Below are 16,295 nucleotides of genomic sequence, written 5' to 3'. Positions count from 1 at the left end.
GCAAGTCTGGCGGGCGGCTACTCGGCCGCGCGCGCCATCGGGTTGTTGGGATGCGTCGTCCAGTTGGCATAGGCACCGCGCTGCTGGCCGGTGCGCGGATCGGTCTCGCCCGGTTCCAGTTCGCGCATGGTGATGCAGTCCTCGACCGGGCAGACATCGACGCACAGGTTGCAGGCCACGCATTCGGCCTCGATCACCTCGAAAACGCGCCCCGGCCGCATCGCGATCGCCTGGTGGCTGGTGTCCTCGCAGGCGGCATAGCAGCGCCCGCACTTGATGCAGGCGTCCTGGTCGATCACCGCCTTGGTGACATAGTTCAGGTTCAGCTGGTTCCAGTCCGTGACATTCGGCACCGCCCGCCCGATCAGCTCTGTCAGCGCCATCTCGCGGGTATCGAGATAGTCGCGCAGACCCGAGATCATCTCCTGCACGACCTTGAAGCCATAGGTCATCGCCGCCGTGCAGACCTGCACATTCCCGGCGCCAAGCGCCATGAACTCGGCCGCGTCGCGCCAGGTGGTGATGCCGCCGATGCCGCTGATCGGCAGGCCGCGGGTCTCGGGGCTGCGCGCGATCTCGGCGACCATGTTCAGCGCGATGGGCTTGACCGCCGGGCCGCAATAGCCGCCATGCGCGCCCTTGCCGTCGATGGTCGGCTGCGGGGCGAACAGGTCCAGGTCGACCGAGGTGATCGAGTTGATCGTGTTGATCAGGCTGACCGCATCGGCACCGCCGCGCCTGGCGGCCTCGGCGGGTTTGCGGACATCGGTGACGTTCGGGGTCAGCTTGACGATGCAGGGCATCCGCGAATGCTGCTTCACCCAGCGGGTGACCATCTCGATATATTCGGGCACCTGGCCCACGGCGCTGCCCATACCGCGTTCCGACATGCCGTGCGGGCAGCCGAAATTCAGCTCGACCCCGTCCGCGCCGGTATCCTCGACCGCCGCAAGGATCGCCTTCCAGCTTTCCTCGTCGCAGGGCACCATCAGGCTGATGACCAGCGCCCGGTCGGGATAATCGCGCTTGACCGACTTGATCTCGCGCAGGTTCACCTCCAGCGGCCGGTCGGTGATCAGCTCGATGTTGTTCAGACCCAGCACGCGGCGGTCCGGGCCGTGGATGACCCCGTAGCGGGGCCCGTTCACATTGACGACCGGCGGGCCTTCGGCCCCCAGCGTCTTCCAGACGACGCCGCCCCAGCCGGCCCGAAAGGCGCGGCGGACATTGTATTCCTTGTCGGTGGGCGGCGCCGAGGCCAGCCAGAACGGGTTGGGGGATCTGATGCCGATGAAGTCGCTGCGCAGGTCAGCCATGTCCGTCATCCTTCGGGCCAAGGGTGAATATCATCTCGACAGGCGCCAGCGTTCCGGCACGCAAGGCGTCCTCGATATTGGCGGCGCGGTCCGGCGGCAGGCCCCGGCCGGGGCCGGCGGCCCGCACGGCGTCCAGGAAGGCCAGACCTTCGGCCAGACGCGAGGCGCGGGCCGTTTCGCGCATCCCGACAGCTTCCGCATGGCCGGCATAGTCATCGGGCCGTTCAGGGAAGGAAATCCCGGCGCTGCCGGCCCATGGCATCGGATAGGCCGGCTCGCCCGGTCCGACGATCATCACGTCATAGACGCCGAAGCGGCCCCCGGGCCGCAGGACACGGGCGACTTCGGCGAACAGTGCAGGCTTCCGAGCGATGTTCATGCCGACATGCAGCATCATTGCGGCATCGAAGCTGCCGTCGGGAAACGGCAAGTCGAGCGCGCTGCCCTGGCGAAAGGACGCACCGGCGACGCCGCTGCGACGGGTCAGTTCCCGCGCGACCTCGACGAATTCCGGCGTCAGATCGATGCCTTGAACCGATGCACCATCCTGCGCTGCCGCCATCCGCGAGGCGGCCCCGATCCCGCAGCCGATGTCCAGCACCGCCTCTCCCGGCCGGATCGCAAGCCCGTCCAGCAGCATCCGCGTCGCGCGCCAGCCGCCCAGATGCATCGAATCGACCTGTTGCAGCGCCTCGAGTGTCGGATGCCCGGCATCGCCGCCGCCCGCAGCGACAAGACCCAGGATCCGCTCCAGCGTCCTGCCGCTGCCGTAATTCGCGCTGACCCGGGATTCGAGTGTCATGGTCCGCCTGTCAGGGCCGCATGGATATCCTCGGCGGCATCGCGGCCCTCGGCCACCGCCGTCACCGTCAGGTCGTCGCCGCCAAGGGCGCAGTCGCCGCCCGCCCAGACCCCGTTCAGAGAGGTGCGGCCGGCCCCGGTGACCGCGATCTTTCCCCCCTCCAGCGCCAGCCCCTCGGGCGCGCAGTCAAGCCGCTGGCCAATGGCGCGGAACAGCTGGTCGGCTCGCAGGCGGAAATGCGGGCCGGTCATCGCCAGCCCGTCCGGCCCGTCCTCGGTATGGCAGAACTCCACCTCGGCGAGGCTGCCGTTTCCGTGAACGGCGACCGGCGCGGCGTTGCAGATGATCCGCACGCCCGAGGCGGTGGCGTGATCCTGTTCATGCCGGCTGGCGCCCATCCGCGAGCGGTCGCGGCGATAGACGATGGTGACCGTCTCGGCTCCCAGAAGCCGCGCCTGCACGGCCGCGTCCACCGCCGTCATGCCGCCGCCGATCACCACCACGTCGCGGCCGACCGGCAGGTTGGCCAGATCGTCCGCCTGCCGCAGGTCGCGGATGAAGGCGACCGCGTCCAGCACGTTGTCGCGGTCCTCGCCCTCGGCGCGCAGCGCGTTCACGCCGCCCAGCCCCATGCCCAGGAAGACCGCGTCGAAATCGGCGCGCAGCCCGTCCAGCGTGACCTGCTGGCCAAGGCGCTGGCCATGGCGCAGGGTGATGCCGCCGATGCCGATCAGCCACTCCACCTCGGCCTGCGCGAAGCCGTCCACGGCCTTGTAGCTTGCGATGCCGTATTCGTTCAGCCCGCCGGGCTTGGGCCGCGCCTCGAAGATCGCCACCTCGTGGCCCTTGGCGGCCAGCCGATGCGCGCAGGCCAGCCCCGCCGGCCCCGCCCCGACCACGGCCACCCGCCTGCCGGTCGGCGCGGCGCGGCGGAAGGGATGGCCCGGCTGGGCCATCAGCCCGTCGGTGGCAAAGCGTTGCAGCGCCCCGATCTCGACCGGCTTTCCCTCGGCCTCCATGCGCACGCAGGCGCCCTCGCACAGCGTCTCGGTCGGGCAGACCCGGGCGCACATGCCGCCAAGGATGTTGGCGTGCAGGATCGTCATCGCCGCGGCGTCCGGGGTGCCGGTCGCGATCTGGCGGATGAACAGGGGAATGTCGATCGAGGTCGGGCAGGCGGTGACGCAGGGCGCATCATGGCAGAAATAGCAGCGGTCGGCCGCCACCCGCGCCTCGTGCGCATCCAGCGGCGGCGCGACATCGGCAAAGTTCCGGGCCAACTGGTCGGGCGTCAACCGGCCGGGCCGCACGCCCGGCGACAGTCTGGCTTGGGACATCCTCGTCTCCTGGCTCACCTGTTGCTGCGAATCAGGCTGACACAGGGCGGTTATTTTATCAAACGGTAAAATCGCGGCGGCGCCGGCCCTGCGGAGATTCACACCGGAAGGTCGACAATCGCGGCAAGCCCGCCCAGATCCGCCCGTTCCAGCCGCAATTCGCCCCCATGCAGCGCCGCCAGATCGGCGACGATGGCCAGCCCCAGCCCCGAGCCCGAGGCGCCATGCTCGTCCAGCCTGCCGCCGCGGATCAGCGCCTTCGGCGCGTCGGTCCGGGCCATGCCGGGGCCGTCATCCTCGATGCGGATGACCAGCCGGCCAGCATCGCAGGCCACGCTGATCGCGACCTGCGCACGGGCCCATTTCACCGCGTTCTCGGCGAGATTGCCGATCATCTCCTCGAGATCCTGCCGCTCGCCCGCAAAGCCCGCCTGCTCGGGGCAGTCGACGCGCACCGCCAGGCCCCGGTCGCGCAACGGCCAGCGCAGGACCAGCAGGATGTCGTCGATCACCGGGCGCAGCGGCGTCCATTGCCCCAGCACGCGCGGCCCCGCCGACCGCGCCCGCCGCAGGTGCCAGCCGATCAGGCGATCCATGCGCGCGATCAGCGCCTGGCCGCGATGCTCGGGCGGCAATTCGTTGGCCAGCGCCGCCAGCGGCGTCTTCAGCGAATGGGCGAGGTTGCCCAGATGCTGGCGCGAGCGACCCAGCAGGCCGGCGTTCTGGTCGAGGGCCGCGTTGATCTCGACCGTCAGGGGGCGCAGTTCGCGCACATCGGGCAGGGGCAGACGCTCGGCCGCGCCGGCGCGGACGCGGCGCAGATCGGCGCCGAGGCGGTCGAGGCTGCGCAACCCGGCGGTCACCTGCACCACACTGGCCGCCGCCAGCCCCAGCCCCAGCACCGCCAGCGAGATCGCCAGCGGCCGGCGGATCTGGGCCAGGCTGGCGCGGATCTGGGCCAGCGGCGCGGTCACGGTGATGGCAACGCGGCCCTCGACATCGGGCGCCGTCACCTCGCGGCGCAGCACGCGCAGCGGGGCGCCATCGGCCCCGATGCCGCGACCGCCGGTGATCTCGCCGCCCGGCCCGTCAAGCCGGCCATCCAGCAGAGAGGGCGACCGCGCGACGACCCGGCCATCCACCGCCAGCTGCCAGTACCAGCCGCTGAGCGGCAGCCCGAAGCGCGGGTCGGGCGGCGGCGCGGCCAGCCGAAGGCCGCCCTGGGCATCGGCCTCGATCTGGGCGGTCAGCGCATCGGCGGCGGCGGCGGCCTCGGCGTCGAAACGGTCGGTCACGAAGCCGTCCAGCAGGCGCGACAGAACCAGGAACGCGCCGATCAGCGCCACGCCGAGCCAAACGGCCGCCAGCACCAGAAGCCGCCCCCGGATCGAGCGCATCATCCCGCGGTCCGCAGCACATAGCCCTCGCCGCGCCGGGTTTCGATCAGCCCGTCGCCGACCTTGCGCCGCAGCCGGCCGATGACGACCTCGATCGACTTGAAGTCGCGGTCTGTGTCGGCCTCATAGAGGTGTTCGGACAACTCGCTGCGGCTGATGACGCGGTTCTGGTGATGGATCAGATAGGCAAGGATGCGCGTCTCGAACCCGGTCAGCTTCAGCGCCACGCCCTCGCGGGTAATGACGCCAAGCTGGCTGTCCAGCCGCAGCGGCCCGGCCGCGATCACGGCGCTGGCATGGCCGGCGGCCCGGCGGATCAGGGTCTGGGCGCGCAGCACCACCTCGTCCAGGCGGAAGGGCTTCACGGCGTAGTCGTCGGCCCCGGCGCGGAACCCGGCCACCTTGTCCGTCCAGTCACCCCGCGCCGTCAGGACCAGCACCGGCATGGCGATGCCCTGCTGGCGCCAGCGGGTCAGCACGTCGATGCCGGGCAGGCCGGGCAGGCCCAGGTCCAGGATGGCCACGTCATAGGCCTCGGTGGCGCCAAGAAACTCGCCCTCGATGCCGTCGGCGGCGCGGTCGGTGACGAAGCCCGCCTCCAGCAGGGCCTGCGCCAGCTGGTCCGACAGCATCGGATCATCCTCGACGATCAAAGCGCGCATCCCGTCCCGTCCCTTTCCGTCCTAGCGGCGCAGCGCCTGCAACTGCCCGCGCCCCGCCACTTCGAGAAAGCGTCCGTCGCGCGCGTCGATGCGCAGTTTCAGCAGGTTGCCCTGCGGCGTGACAAGGCGGAACTCGTAGACAAGTTCCGCCCCCAGATCGCGCTCGGCGGGCCGGGGCGGCAGCGTCTCGGCCGCGACCATCCTGCCGGCGTAGCGATCCGCGACCCTCTCGGCAATCTCGTGGAAGGGCAGCGGCCGGAACTGCGCGATCGGCGGGGGTGCCGGGGGGCCGGCGGGTGCGGGCGCCTGCGCCGCCACGGGCGCGGCGGCGAGAAGGGCGGCGATCAGGGTGCAGGGCAGGGCGCGCATGTCGCCACCATAATGGCCGAAACCCAAACGGCAGCCAAACGGGATGTTGGCCTTTGGTTGGGGAGGCGTGCGGTAGAACCTGATTCGTCCGGGTGCGGCAAGGGCCGGCACCCGATGGAATGAAAGGAAAGACGCGATGACTGTCAGACTGACCACCTCCGCCGCCATCCTTGCGCTGATCGCCGGGCTTGGCGGCACCGCGCTGGCCCAGGCTCCGGCCGACGCCCCCGCCACGCAGGCAGCCCCCGCGGCGCAGGCATCCCCCGACGCGCTGCCCGAGGCGCTGGCCGCCCTGGACCTTCAGGGCCTCGAGATCGAGACCCGGCGCGGCGGCTTCCGCGAGGTCGAGGGCCGCACCGCCGACGATGTCAAGATCGAGGCCACGGTCGGTCCGCGCGGGGAGCTTTTCGAGGCCGAGGCCGAGGATGGCGCGCTGCCGCAATCGCTGATCGAGGCGATGCTGCCCGAGGCCGCCCGCCAGCACGAGGCGATGGCGCTGTTCACCCGGATCGACGAGGTGAAGCGGCGGCCCGAACAGGTCGAGGTCAAGGGTGACGCGCAGGGCGGCGACGAGATCAAGGCCCGCTTCGACGGCCGGAACGCGCTTGTCGGCTTCGAGGCCGATGACGGTGCCATTCCCGACACGGTGATCGCGGCGCTGCTGCCGCCCGCCGTCCGCGATTCGCAGATCCTGTCGCAGTTCGACCGCCTCGACGAGATCCAGCTGCGCCGCGGCGTCTTCATGGTCGAGGGCGAGGACAGCGCCGGCGAGGACATGCGCGCGGCCGTCGATGCCGAGGGCCGGGTGATGCGTTTCGGCCGTGCCGATGACGACCGCCGCGGCCCGCGCGGCGACGACATGCGCGGCGGCCCGCGTGGGCACGAAATGCGCGGCGGCGAGCATCGGCGTGACGGTCACGGCCCGCGCGGCGAGTGGCGCGAGGGCAAGGGGCCCGGCGGCGATGGTCCGAGGGGGGACGGTCCGGGTCGCGGAATGCCCGATCGGGCGGCCGCCCCCGCCTTCGATCCCGTCGCGGTCCAGCAGCGGCTGGCCGATGCGGGCTATGGCCAGTTCGGCTTCCTGCGCGCCGACGGCCCGCGCAGCCTGATCGAGGCGACCAATCCGCAGGGCGAGGCGGTCACGCTGGAGCTTGACCCGACCGGCGAACTGGTCCGCGAGACCGCCCGCTGAGGCGTCGCCCATGACGGCACCGGGGCGCGCGCCGGATCGGCACGCGCCCCGGACACCTGGACCAGATCGCGGTCGCGGCGATGGTTGACGGCGATGGTCAGCGTCAGGATCGGCGCGCCCGGAACGCTCCGGCCGAGGCTGACCGGGTCGCGCGGAAGCGCACGCGCCGCCGGAAACAGCGCCGCATCGACGATCAACCGGACCCGGCCCGCGCGAAAGCCCGTGGCGTCCTGCACAGGCAGCCCGACGGTGCCAGTGCCGATGCCGATGCCGCGACGCGCGGTGGCGACACCGCGCCAGCAGCGCCGCCCCGGTCATGCAGCCGACCAGCATCGCCCCGGCGCCGGGATGGATCAGGCCCGGCTGCAGCCGCGCCGGCAGCCTCCACGGCAGCGCCACCCCGACAACGCGCTTGAGGACGAAGGCCGGGGCCAGGCGGCGCCAGCCCGGCAGGCGGGGGGCCGGGCTGACCACGACGAACACCGGCCCGAAGCCCCGGCCCCCCGCGCAGGAGTCAGCACGGCCAGCCCCGGATGGGCCAGCGGGATCACCGGGGCGGCGGCCATGACGCTGCCAAAGGCGACGCCCTGGGCAACCTCGATCAGGCTGTGACGTCGCGGGGGGCGGGGTCGTCGTCATGCAGTGCCGCCGGACCCCATCCCCCGCGCGCCGGCAAAGACGAAGACCGCGCCGCGCGAGCGGCGGCGCGGCATCGTGCCGGGATGGCTCAGTCGAAGGCGCGCTCGGTGATGACGTGGCTGAAGGCGCCCTCGGGCGCGGCAGAGATCACCGGGTCCGAGCCGCCTGCCATCAGGATGTCCACCGTGCGCTGATAGTCGGCCTCGTCCAGCGTCCCGTCGGATCCCGCCGTCAGCTTGGCAATTTCCGACATCATGCGGGTCTGATGCTCGATGGTCTGGGCGCCGGTCTCGTCATTGTCGATGACGATCTGGGCGGCTTCCTCGGGGTTCTCCTCGGCGTATTTCCAGCCCTTTATGCTGGCCCGCACAAAGCGCACCAGCGCGTCCACCTTCGCGGAATCCTCCAGCGTGGATTCAAGGGTGTAAAGCCCGTCCTCCAGCGTGGCGACGCCCTGATCCTCGTATTTGAAGGTCACGAGGTCGTCCTCGGACAGCCCCGCATCGATCACCTGCCAGTACTCGTTGTAGGTCATGGTGCTGATGCAGGCCGCCTGCTTCTGCAGCAGCGGATCGACGTTGAAGCCCTGTTTCAGCACCGTCACGCCGCCCTCGCCGCCCTCGGTCGAGAGGCCAAGCGTGCTCATCCAGCTCAGGAAAGGATATTCGTTGCCCGAGAACCAGACGCCCAGCGTCTTGCCCGCGAAATCGGTCCCGGGATCCGCGATGCCCGATTCCTTCAGGCAGGTCAGCATCATCCCCGAGGATTTGAAGGGCTGCGCGATGTTCACCAGCGGCAGGCCCTTTTCGCGCGCGGCCAGTGCGGCGGGCATCCATTCGACGATCACATCGGCGCCGCCCCCGGCCAGCACCTGCGTCGGCGCGATGTCGGGACCGCCGGCCTTGATGGTGACGTTCAGGTCCTCTTCGTCGTAGAAGCCCTTGTCCTTGGCAACGTAATAGCCCGCGAACTGTGCCTGCGTGACCCATTTCAGTTGCAGCGTCAGGTCGTCCGCGGCCTGCGCGCCGCCCGCCATCAGCGCAAGGCCCGCCGCCGTCAGCATCAGATGTTTCATGTCACTCTCCTGTTGGGGGCCTCAGCCCTGGTGGTTGCGCTGCGACGGGTGCCAGAAGGTCACCTTCTTCTCGATCAGCGCGACAATGCCATAGAACAGCGATCCGGCCATCGCCGCCACAAGGATTTCAGCCCAGACCAGCGGCAGGTCCAGCCGGCCCACGGCGGTCGAGATGCGGAACCCCATGCCGCGGGTCGGGCTGCCGAAGAATTCCGCAACGATCGCGCCGATCAGCGCCAGCGTGGTGGTGATCTTCAGCCCGTTGAACAGGAAGGGCATGGCGGCGGGCAGGCGCATCTTCCACAGGCTGGCGCCATAGGGCGCGGCCCATGTGGCCATCAGGTCGCGCTGCATGGGATCGGTGGCGGCCAGCCCCGCGACCATGTTCACGAGGATCGGGAAGAACACCATCACCACGACGACGGCGGCCTTGGAGTGCCAGTCGAAGCCGAACCACATCACCAGGATCGGCGCGATGCCGACGATCGGCAGGGCGGCCACGAAATTGCCGATCGGCAGCAGGCCGCGTTGCAGGAACGGGCTGCGGTCGATGGCGATCGCGGTCAGCACCGCGGCGGCCGCTCCGATCAGCCAGCCGCCCAGGGCGCCGCGCAGGATCGTCTGAACGAAGTCGGTCCACAGGATCGGCAGGTTGGCGGCAAAGCTGGCGCCGATCTGGCTGGGTGCGGGCAGGATCACGCTGGGCACCGCGTACAGCCTGACGATCATCTCCCACAGGATCAGCAGCGTGGCGCCGAAGATCAGCGGCACGAGGATGCGGCTGGCGCGGCTGTCGCGGCGCGACAGCCACAGGTTCAGCGCCCATCCGCCAAGCCAGACCACAAGGATCGCCGCAAGGGTCATCGCGCAAGGCCCATGCGCCGCAGGGTCAGCCTCTCGATCAGGCCGATCAGCATGACCAGCCCGGCGGCCAGCGCCGCGGCCGCGAACAGCGCCGCCCAGATCTGCACGGTCTGGCCGTAATAGCTGCCCGACAGCAGCCGCGCGCCCAGGCCCGCGCTGGCCCCGGCGGGCAGTTCGCCGACGATGGTGCCGACCAGCGCGGCGGCCACCGCGACCTTCAGGCTGGCGAACAGGTAGGGCATCGAACTGGGCAGCCTCAGCCGCCAGAAAAGCTGCCCCGCCGAGGCGTTCCAGCTGCGCATCAGATCCATCTGCATCGCATCCGGGGTCCGCAGCCCCTTGACCATGCCGACCAGCACCGGAAAGAAGGACAGCCAGGCCGCGATGATCGCCTTGGGGATCAGCCCGGTGATCCCGGCGCTGGCAAAGACCACGATGACCATCGGCGCGATGGCCAGGATCGGCACCGTCTGGCTGGCCACCGCCCAGGGCATGACCGAGCGGTCCATCGCCCGGTCATGCACGATCCCGACCGCCAGCAGGATGCCCGCAAGGCTGCCGATCGCAAATCCCGCCAGCGTCGCCGACAGGGTGATCCAGCCATGCCAGACCAGGCTGCGCTTCGAGGTGATCCTCTGCCCGGCGATCCCCTCCCACAAGCCCGCCGCCACCTGATGCGGAGCGGGCAGCACCGGGCGGTCCAGCGTCAGGGTCTGGCGGACCAGTTCGCCCGTGCTCAGCACCGTGTCGGCCCGCGCCGCCTGGTCGCGGACCCAGGCCGCGTTCATTCCCACCGCCGCGACATACCAGATCGCAAGGATCGCCGTCAGCACCGCCAGCACCGGCAGGCTGCGCCCCGCGGTCAGCCCGTTCCGGGCGCTGCGGGCGGGCCCGGCCGCCGGCTCAGTCATCGCCATGCCCCTCGCGCAGGGCCTCGCGCACCTCATGCGCCAGCGCGATGAAATCGGGGCTGTCGCGGATCTCCAGCGGTCGGTCGCGGGGCAGGGGGCTGTCGACCACCCGGGTGATCCGGCCCGGACGCGGCGACATCACCACGATCCGGGTGGACAGATAGACCGCCTCGGGAATCGAATGGGTTACAAAGCCGATGGTCTTGCCGGTCTTGGCCCACAGCGCCAGCAACGCCTCGTTCAGCCGGTCGCGCACGATCTCGTCCAGCGCGCCGAAGGGCTCGTCCATCAGCAGGATGTCGGCATCGAAGGCCAGGGCGCGGGCGATGCTGGCGCGCTGCTGCATGCCGCCCGACAATTGCCACGGGAAGCGGCCGCCGAACCCGGACAGATCGACGAGTTCCAGGACCTCGGCAATGCGCCGCTGCCGCTCGGGGCGGGGAAAGCCCATGATCTCCAGCGGCAGGCTGACATTGCCGGCGATGGTCCGCCAGGGATAGAGGCCCGGCGCCTGGAACACATAGCCATAGGCCCGCGCCCGCCGCGCCGCATCCGGCGTCATGCCGTTCACGCTCAGCACCCCGGCGGTCGGCGTCTCCAGAGCAGCGATGGTGCGCAGGAAGGTCGTCTTGCCGCAGCCCGAAGGCCCGATGAAGCTGACGAACTCGCCCCGCCCGATCCTCAGATCGACATCCTTCAGCGCATGGACCGGACCATCGGCGGTCTGGAAGGTCAGGCCGACCTTCCGGGCCTCGATCACCGCCTCGCCCAAGCCTCAGACCCCCGTCGCCGGGATGCCCGACCGCTCCACCGGCCGCGGCGCGGTCAGTTCCTTCCATTGCGACAGCGCCCGGTTGACCGTGCCGCGCGGCTCGCGGGGGACGAACTCGCCGTGGCCCTCGCGACTGTCCAGACGGCCCTCGGCCACCGCCACCACCCCGCGCGTCAGCACGTATCGCGGCAGGCCGCGGACCTTCTGCCCCTCGAACACGTTGTAGTCGATCGCCGATTGCTGGCTGCCGGCGCTGATCGTCTTTTCGGCCTCGGGGTCCCAGACCACCAGATCGGCATCGCTGCCCACCAGCACCGCACCCTTCCGCGGATACATCCCAAGGATCTTGGCGACATTGGTCGAGGTGACGGCGACGAACTCGTTCGGCGTCAGCCGGCCGGTGCCGACCCCGTGCGTCCACAGCATCGGCATCCGGTCCTCCAGACCGCCGGTGCCGTTCGGGATCTTGGTGAAATCGCCCATTCCGGTGCGCTTCTGATCGGTGGTGAAGGCGCAGTGATCGGTCGCCACCACCGACAGGCTGCCCGATTGCAGCCCCGCCCACAGGCTGTCCTGATGCAACCTGTTGCGAAACGGCGGAGACATCACCCTGCGGGCGGCATGATCCCAGTCGGGGTGCGCATACTCGCTGTCGTCCAGCGTCAGGTGCTGGATCAGCGGCTCGCCCCAGACGCGCTTGCCCTGCGACCGCGCCCGGCGGATCGCCTCGTGGCTGTCCTCGCAGCTGACATGCACCACATACAGCGGCACACCGGCCATGTCGGCCACCATGATCGCGCGGTTGGTGGCCTCGCCCTCGACCTGCGGGGGGCGGGAATAGGCATGGGCCTCGGGGCCGGTATTGCCCTCGGCCAGCAGCCGCGCCGACAGCTCCGCCACCACATCGCCATTCTCGGCATGCACCATCGCGATGCCACCCAGATCGCCCACCCGGCGGAACGACGCGAACAGCTCGTCATCATTGACCATCAGCGCGCCCTTGTAGGCCATGAAGTGCTTGAAGCTGGTGATGCCCCGGTCCACCACCGCCTGCATCTCGTCGAACACCTGCTGGTCCCACCAGGTGATGGCCATGTGAAAACTGTAGTCGCAATGCGCGCGGCCCGACTTGTTGTCCCACATCCGAAGCGCGTCCAGCAGCCCCTGGCCCGGGGAGGGCAGGGCGAAATCGACCACCATCGTGGTCCCCCCGGCCAGCGCCGCCCGGGTGCCGCTGTCGAAATCATCGGCGGAATAGGTGCCCATGAAGGGCATTTCCAGATGGGTATGCGGGTCGATCCCGCCCGGCATGACCAGGCAGCCGCTCGCGTCCAGCACCGTATCACCCGTCAGCCCCTGCCCGATGGCCGCGATCCTGCCGCCCTCGACCAGCAGATCGGCCCTGTAGCTCAGATCCGCGGTGACGATGGTTCCGTTCCTGATCACCGTGCTCATGGCAGCCCTCATCTCCTGTGTCGAAATATCCCGGGGGTCCGGGGGCAGCGCCCCCGGCCACCGTCCGCCTCAGCGGACAATCTCCGCCGCCTCCAGCACCGCATGCAGCAGCACGTCGGCCCCCGCCTGCGCCCAGTCCGGGCTGATCTCCTCGGCCTCGTTGTGGCTCAGCCCGTCCACGCAGGGGCACATGATCATCACGGTCGGCGCGACGCGGTTGATCCAGCAGGCGTCGTGGCCCGCGCCCGACACGATGTCCATATGGCTGTAACCCAGCCTGCCGGCGGCCTCGCGGACCATGCCCACGAGGGTCGGGTCGAAGGTCACCGGATCGAAATGCCCGACCGGCTCGATCGCGATGCCAAGGCCGAGATCGTGCGCGATATCAGCGGCCTCCGCCTCGATCCTCGACCGCATCGAGGTCAGCTTGTCGCGGTCGGGACTGCGGAAGTCGATGGTGAACACGGCCTTTCCGGGGATCACGTTGCGGCTGTTCGGCCAGACATTCGCCTGGCCCACCGCGCCCACCGCGTCGGGCTGGTGATCCATGGCGATGCGATGCACGGCCTCGATGATCCGCGCCATGCCCAGCCCGGCGTTCACCCGCATCGCCATCGGCGTGCTGCCGGTATGCGCGTCCTTGCCGGTCAGCGTCACCTGCAGCCACCACAGCCCCTGGCCATGCGTGACGACGCCGATCTGCCTGCCCTCGGCCTCGAGGATCGGGCCCTGCTCGATGTGATATTCGAACATCGCATGGATCGGACGGCCGCCCACACCCTCGTCGCCGCGCCAGCCGATGCGGTCCAGTTCATCGCCGAAGCGGCGGCCATCGGCATCCTCGCGGCTGTTGGCGTAATCCTCGGAGTGGACCCCGGCAAACACGCCCGAGGCCAGCATGGCGGGCGCAAACCGCGTGCCTTCCTCGTTCGTCCAGTTCACCACGACAATGGGCCTGCGGGTGGTGATCCCCATGTCGCGGATCGAGCGCACGACCTCGAGGCCCGACAGCACGCCCAGCACGCCATCATACTTGCCGCCGGTCGGCTGGGTATCCAGATGGCTGCCGATATAGACCGGGTCCAGATCGGGCTCGGCGCCCTCGTGGCGCATGAACATGTTGCCCATCCGGTCCAGCCCCATGCGCATCCCGGCCTCGAGGCACCAGTCGCGGAACAGCGCCCGGCCCTCGGCATCGGCATCGGTCAGGGTCTGCCGGTTGTTGCCGCCCGCCACCCCCGGCCCGATCCGCGCCATCCGCATCAGGCTGTCCCACAGCCGCGCGCCATCGACCTTCATGTTGGCGGCCAGCGCCGCCGGGGCTTCGGTCATCGTCGGTCCTTCCTGTCTGGCCGCCCGGCCTTCTGCGCTGCGGGGTCGGCGGGATGGGTGGTGGCGCCGGGTCAGTCCAGTGCGGTCAGCACCTCGGCAAGCGTGCCGATCAGCTCGTCGATCTGCGCGGTCGAGATGATCAGCGGCGGCGACATGGCGATGATGTCACCGGTCACGCGGATCAGGATCCCGGCCTCGTAGGCGCGCAGGAACGCCTCGAAGGCGCGCTTGCCGGGCTGGCCCTCCATGGGGGCCAGTTCGACCGCGCCGATCAGCCCCATGTTGCGCACATCAAGCACATGCGGCAGGCCGCGCAGCCCGTGCAGCGCCTCTTGCCAATGCGCCTCGAGATCGCCGGCGCGGGTCAGCAGCCCCTCTTCGGCGTAGGTATCAAGCGTCGCGAGGCCGGCGGCGCAGGCGACCGGATTTCCGGAATAGGTATAGCCGTGGAACAGCTCGATCACGTGTTCGGGGCCCTGCATGAAGGCGTCATGGATCGCCGCGGTGGTCAGCACCGCGCCCATCGGGATCACCCCGTTGGTCAGGCCCTTGGCGCAGGTGATCATGTCGGGCATCACGTCGAAATGCTGCGCCGCGAAGGGGCTTCCCAGCCGGCCGAAGCCGGTGATGACCTCGTCAAAGATCAGCAGGATGCCGTGCTTGCGGGTGATCTCGCGCAGGCGCTGCAGATAGCCCTTGGGCGGCAGCAGAACGCCGGTCGATCCGGCCATCGGCTCGACGATGACGGCGGCGATGGTCTCGGCGCCGTGCAGGGCCACGATCCGCTCCAGCTCGTCGGCGAGGTCGGCGCCATGGTCCGGCTGGCCTTTCGTGAAGGCATTCTGCGGCAGATGCGTGTGCGGCAGGTGATCGACCCCGGCCAGCAGGCTGCCGAAGAAGCGGCGGTTGTTCACGATGCCGCCGACCGAGATGCCGCCGAAGCCCACGCCGTGATAGCCGCGCTCGCGTCCGATCAGGCGGGTGCGCGCGCCCTCGCCACGGGCGCGGTGCCAGGCCAGCGCGATCTTCAGCGCGGTGTCCACGGCCTCGCTGCCCGAGTTGCAGTAGAACACGTGCTCGATGCCGTCGGGGGCGATGTCGACAATGCGGTTGGCCAGTTCGAAAGCCAGCGGGTGGCCCATCTGGAAGGCCGGGGCATAGTCCATCTCGGCCACCTGGGCCTGCACCGCCGCGGTGATCCGGGGCCGGCCGTGCCCGGCATTGCAGCACCACAGCCCGGCCGTGCCGTCAAGGATATGCCGGCCGTCGGCAGTGGTATAGTGCATGTCCTTCGCCGCGACCAGCATCCGCGGGGCGGACTTGAACTGCCGGTTGGACGTGAAGGGCATCCAGAAGGCGCGCAGGTCGTTGGGGGCGGATTTTCGGTCAAGCGGCATGGCGGTATAACCTCAGGAAATATTGACCAAAAGGTCAGGATCAAGGCTAGCACGCGCCGGTGTTCAGTCAAGCGCCCAAAACCAGCGCGTGACAAATCCGGCCCGTCTGCCCAGAAAAGGATCATGCCAGAGCAGGATGAGCGATGACAGACGAGAATCAGCCGCAGATGACGCGGATCCAGCAGAAGAACCGCGAACTGATCCTGGAAGGCGCGCTGGGGGCGTTTTCGGCCAATGGCTTCCGGGGCGCGACCATCGACCAGATTGCCGAGGCGGCCGGGCTGTCCAAGCCGAACGTACTGTATTATTTCGGCTCGAAAGACGAGATCCACAAGACGCTGCTGACCACGCTGCTGGACCTGTGGCTGGCGCCGATGCTGGGCATCGACCCCGAGGGCGAGCCGCTGGACGAGGTGCTGCGATATGTCTCGACGAAGCTGCAGATGTCGCGCGACTATCCCCGCGAAAGCCGGCTGTTCGCCTATGAGGTGCTGCAGGGCGCCCCGCATCTCAGCGAGATCCTGGGCGGGCGGCTGCGCGAGCTGGTCGACCAGACGGTGGCGATCCTGGCCCGCTGGATCGACGAGGGGCGGCTGGCGCCGGTCGATCCGCGCCACCTCATCTTCTCGATCTGGGCCCTGACCCAGCATTATGCCGATTTCGAGGTTCAGGTCCGCGCCGTGCTGGGGCCGGGCCACGACCCCTATGCCGAGGCCGAGATCTACCTCGAGAACCTGTTTCGCCGGATGCTGGAGGTCGAGGCGGGCCGCTGAGC

Annotated in this window: 16 protein-coding genes; 3 read left to right on the top strand and 13 right to left on the bottom strand. The window is 69.7% G+C overall.

What is annotated here, in order from left to right; genetic code table 11:
- Positions 1-17: 17 nt before the first annotated feature.
- From preA to Q5Y72_RS13625, 6 genes are all read right to left on the bottom strand, one after another.
- Complete coding sequence (gene preA, locus Q5Y72_RS13650) at positions 18-1,316, bottom strand: NAD-dependent dihydropyrimidine dehydrogenase subunit PreA (protein ID WP_305963978.1); 1,299 nt, start codon at positions 1,314-1,316, stop codon at positions 18-20.
- Positions 1,309-2,118 carry a class I SAM-dependent methyltransferase gene (locus Q5Y72_RS13645; protein WP_305963977.1) on the bottom strand — a complete coding sequence of 270 codons (810 nt, stop codon included), beginning with the start codon at positions 2,116-2,118 and terminating at the stop codon, positions 1,309-1,311. Before Q5Y72_RS13645 ends, preA begins: the two co-directional genes overlap by 8 nt.
- Positions 2,115-3,455, bottom strand: a complete 1,341-nt coding sequence (locus Q5Y72_RS13640; protein ID WP_305963976.1) for an NAD(P)-dependent oxidoreductase — start codon at positions 3,453-3,455, stop codon at positions 2,115-2,117. The genes Q5Y72_RS13645 and Q5Y72_RS13640 overlap by 4 nt, the downstream gene beginning before the upstream one ends.
- Before the next feature lie 98 nt (positions 3,456-3,553).
- Entirely contained in the window at positions 3,554-4,855 is a 1,302-nt protein-coding gene (locus Q5Y72_RS13635; RefSeq protein ID WP_305963975.1) for a sensor histidine kinase, read from the bottom strand.
- Positions 4,852-5,514, bottom strand: a complete 663-nt coding sequence (locus Q5Y72_RS13630; protein WP_305963974.1) for a response regulator transcription factor — start codon at positions 5,512-5,514, stop codon at positions 4,852-4,854. Before Q5Y72_RS13630 ends, Q5Y72_RS13635 begins: the two co-directional genes overlap by 4 nt.
- Before the next feature lie 21 nt (positions 5,515-5,535).
- Positions 5,536-5,883 carry a PepSY domain-containing protein gene (locus tag Q5Y72_RS13625; protein ID WP_305963973.1) on the bottom strand — a complete coding sequence of 116 codons (348 nt, stop codon included), beginning with the start codon at positions 5,881-5,883 and terminating at the stop codon, positions 5,536-5,538.
- A 136-nt stretch (positions 5,884-6,019) separates the two neighbouring features.
- Between Q5Y72_RS13625 and Q5Y72_RS13620 the strand changes: the two genes are divergently transcribed.
- Together Q5Y72_RS13620 and Q5Y72_RS13615 are read left to right on the top strand one after the other, a co-directional pair.
- A complete protein-coding gene (locus Q5Y72_RS13620; protein WP_305963972.1) occupies positions 6,020-7,075 on the top strand; it encodes a hypothetical protein in 1,056 nt (351 codons plus the stop codon).
- Between the two features lie 222 nt (positions 7,076-7,297).
- Positions 7,298-7,687: a hypothetical protein gene (locus Q5Y72_RS13615; protein ID WP_305963971.1), complete on the top strand. Its 390-nt coding sequence runs from the start codon at positions 7,298-7,300 to the stop codon at positions 7,685-7,687.
- A 115-nt stretch (positions 7,688-7,802) separates the two neighbouring features.
- Here Q5Y72_RS13615 and Q5Y72_RS13610 read toward each other — a convergent pair whose 3' ends face one another.
- The 7 genes from Q5Y72_RS13610 to aptA all read right to left on the bottom strand — a co-directional run bounded on the left by Q5Y72_RS13610 (position 7,803) and on the right by aptA (position 15,520).
- The gene (locus tag Q5Y72_RS13610) at positions 7,803-8,789 is read right to left on the bottom strand and encodes an ABC transporter substrate-binding protein (protein WP_305963970.1); all 987 of its coding nucleotides are present in this window, start codon (positions 8,787-8,789) and stop codon (positions 7,803-7,805) included.
- Positions 8,790-8,810: 21 nt separating this feature from the next.
- Entirely contained in the window at positions 8,811-9,653 is an 843-nt protein-coding gene (locus Q5Y72_RS13605; RefSeq protein ID WP_305963969.1) for an ABC transporter permease, read from the bottom strand.
- A complete protein-coding gene (locus tag Q5Y72_RS13600) occupies positions 9,650-10,564 on the bottom strand; it encodes an ABC transporter permease (RefSeq protein ID WP_305963968.1) in 915 nt (304 codons plus the stop codon). Before Q5Y72_RS13600 ends, Q5Y72_RS13605 begins: the two co-directional genes overlap by 4 nt.
- Positions 10,557-11,336, bottom strand: a complete 780-nt coding sequence (locus tag Q5Y72_RS13595; protein WP_305963967.1) for an ABC transporter ATP-binding protein — start codon at positions 11,334-11,336, stop codon at positions 10,557-10,559. Before Q5Y72_RS13595 ends, Q5Y72_RS13600 begins: the two co-directional genes overlap by 8 nt.
- Positions 11,337-11,339: 3 nt before the next feature.
- A complete protein-coding gene (gene hydA / locus Q5Y72_RS13590) occupies positions 11,340-12,791 on the bottom strand; it encodes a dihydropyrimidinase (RefSeq protein WP_305963966.1) in 1,452 nt (483 codons plus the stop codon).
- A 69-nt stretch (positions 12,792-12,860) separates the two neighbouring features.
- A complete protein-coding gene (locus Q5Y72_RS13585) occupies positions 12,861-14,123 on the bottom strand; it encodes a Zn-dependent hydrolase (protein WP_305963965.1) in 1,263 nt (420 codons plus the stop codon).
- A 71-nt stretch (positions 14,124-14,194) separates the two neighbouring features.
- Positions 14,195-15,520 (bottom strand): omega-aminotransferase AptA, encoded by a 1,326-nt coding sequence (gene aptA, locus Q5Y72_RS13580; protein WP_305963964.1) that lies wholly within the window; start codon positions 15,518-15,520, stop codon positions 14,195-14,197.
- A gap of 143 nt (positions 15,521-15,663) precedes the next feature.
- On the opposite strand from aptA, the gene Q5Y72_RS13575 reads away from it, so the two are divergent.
- Positions 15,664-16,293, top strand: coding sequence for a TetR family transcriptional regulator C-terminal domain-containing protein (locus Q5Y72_RS13575; protein ID WP_305963963.1), 630 nt, complete (start codon positions 15,664-15,666; stop codon positions 16,291-16,293).
- Positions 16,294-16,295 lie beyond the last annotated feature (2 nt).

This window comes from Paracoccus spongiarum (assembly GCF_030732095.1).
In the GTDB taxonomy this organism is placed as follows: Bacteria; Pseudomonadota; Alphaproteobacteria; order Rhodobacterales; family Rhodobacteraceae; genus Paracoccus; species Paracoccus spongiarum.
Note: the sequence above shows the minus strand (reverse complement) of the source record. Positions and strands in the feature narration are given on the sequence as shown.

What these genes read in the sequence shown, in the direction of transcription:
- preA (WP_305963978.1), bottom strand. Translation starts at nt 1,316, where the DNA reads ATGGCTGACCTGCGCAGCGACTTCATCGGCATCAGATCCCCCAACCCG.
- Q5Y72_RS13620 (WP_305963972.1), top strand. Translation starts at nt 6,020, where the DNA reads ATGACTGTCAGACTGACCACCTCCGCCGCCATCCTTGCGCTGATCGCC.
- Q5Y72_RS13635 (WP_305963975.1), bottom strand. Translation starts at nt 4,855, where the DNA reads ATGATGCGCTCGATCCGGGGGCGGCTTCTGGTGCTGGCGGCCGTTTGG.
- Q5Y72_RS13610 (WP_305963970.1), bottom strand. Translation starts at nt 8,789, where the DNA reads ATGAAACATCTGATGCTGACGGCGGCGGGCCTTGCGCTGATGGCGGGC.
- Q5Y72_RS13640 (WP_305963976.1), bottom strand. Translation starts at nt 3,455, where the DNA reads ATGTCCCAAGCCAGACTGTCGCCGGGCGTGCGGCCCGGCCGGTTGACG.
- Q5Y72_RS13645 (WP_305963977.1), bottom strand. Translation starts at nt 2,118, where the DNA reads ATGACACTCGAATCCCGGGTCAGCGCGAATTACGGCAGCGGCAGGACG.
- Q5Y72_RS13575 (WP_305963963.1), top strand. Translation starts at nt 15,664, where the DNA reads ATGACAGACGAGAATCAGCCGCAGATGACGCGGATCCAGCAGAAGAAC.
- Q5Y72_RS13600 (WP_305963968.1), bottom strand. Translation starts at nt 10,564, where the DNA reads ATGACTGAGCCGGCGGCCGGGCCCGCCCGCAGCGCCCGGAACGGGCTG.
- Q5Y72_RS13585 (WP_305963965.1), bottom strand. Translation starts at nt 14,123, where the DNA reads ATGACCGAAGCCCCGGCGGCGCTGGCCGCCAACATGAAGGTCGATGGC.
- Q5Y72_RS13630 (WP_305963974.1), bottom strand. Translation starts at nt 5,514, where the DNA reads ATGCGCGCTTTGATCGTCGAGGATGATCCGATGCTGTCGGACCAGCTG.
- Q5Y72_RS13625 (WP_305963973.1), bottom strand. Translation starts at nt 5,883, where the DNA reads ATGCGCGCCCTGCCCTGCACCCTGATCGCCGCCCTTCTCGCCGCCGCG.
- aptA (WP_305963964.1), bottom strand. Translation starts at nt 15,520, where the DNA reads ATGCCGCTTGACCGAAAATCCGCCCCCAACGACCTGCGCGCCTTCTGG.
- Q5Y72_RS13605 (WP_305963969.1), bottom strand. Translation starts at nt 9,653, where the DNA reads ATGACCCTTGCGGCGATCCTTGTGGTCTGGCTTGGCGGATGGGCGCTG.
- hydA (WP_305963966.1), bottom strand. Translation starts at nt 12,791, where the DNA reads ATGAGCACGGTGATCAGGAACGGAACCATCGTCACCGCGGATCTGAGC.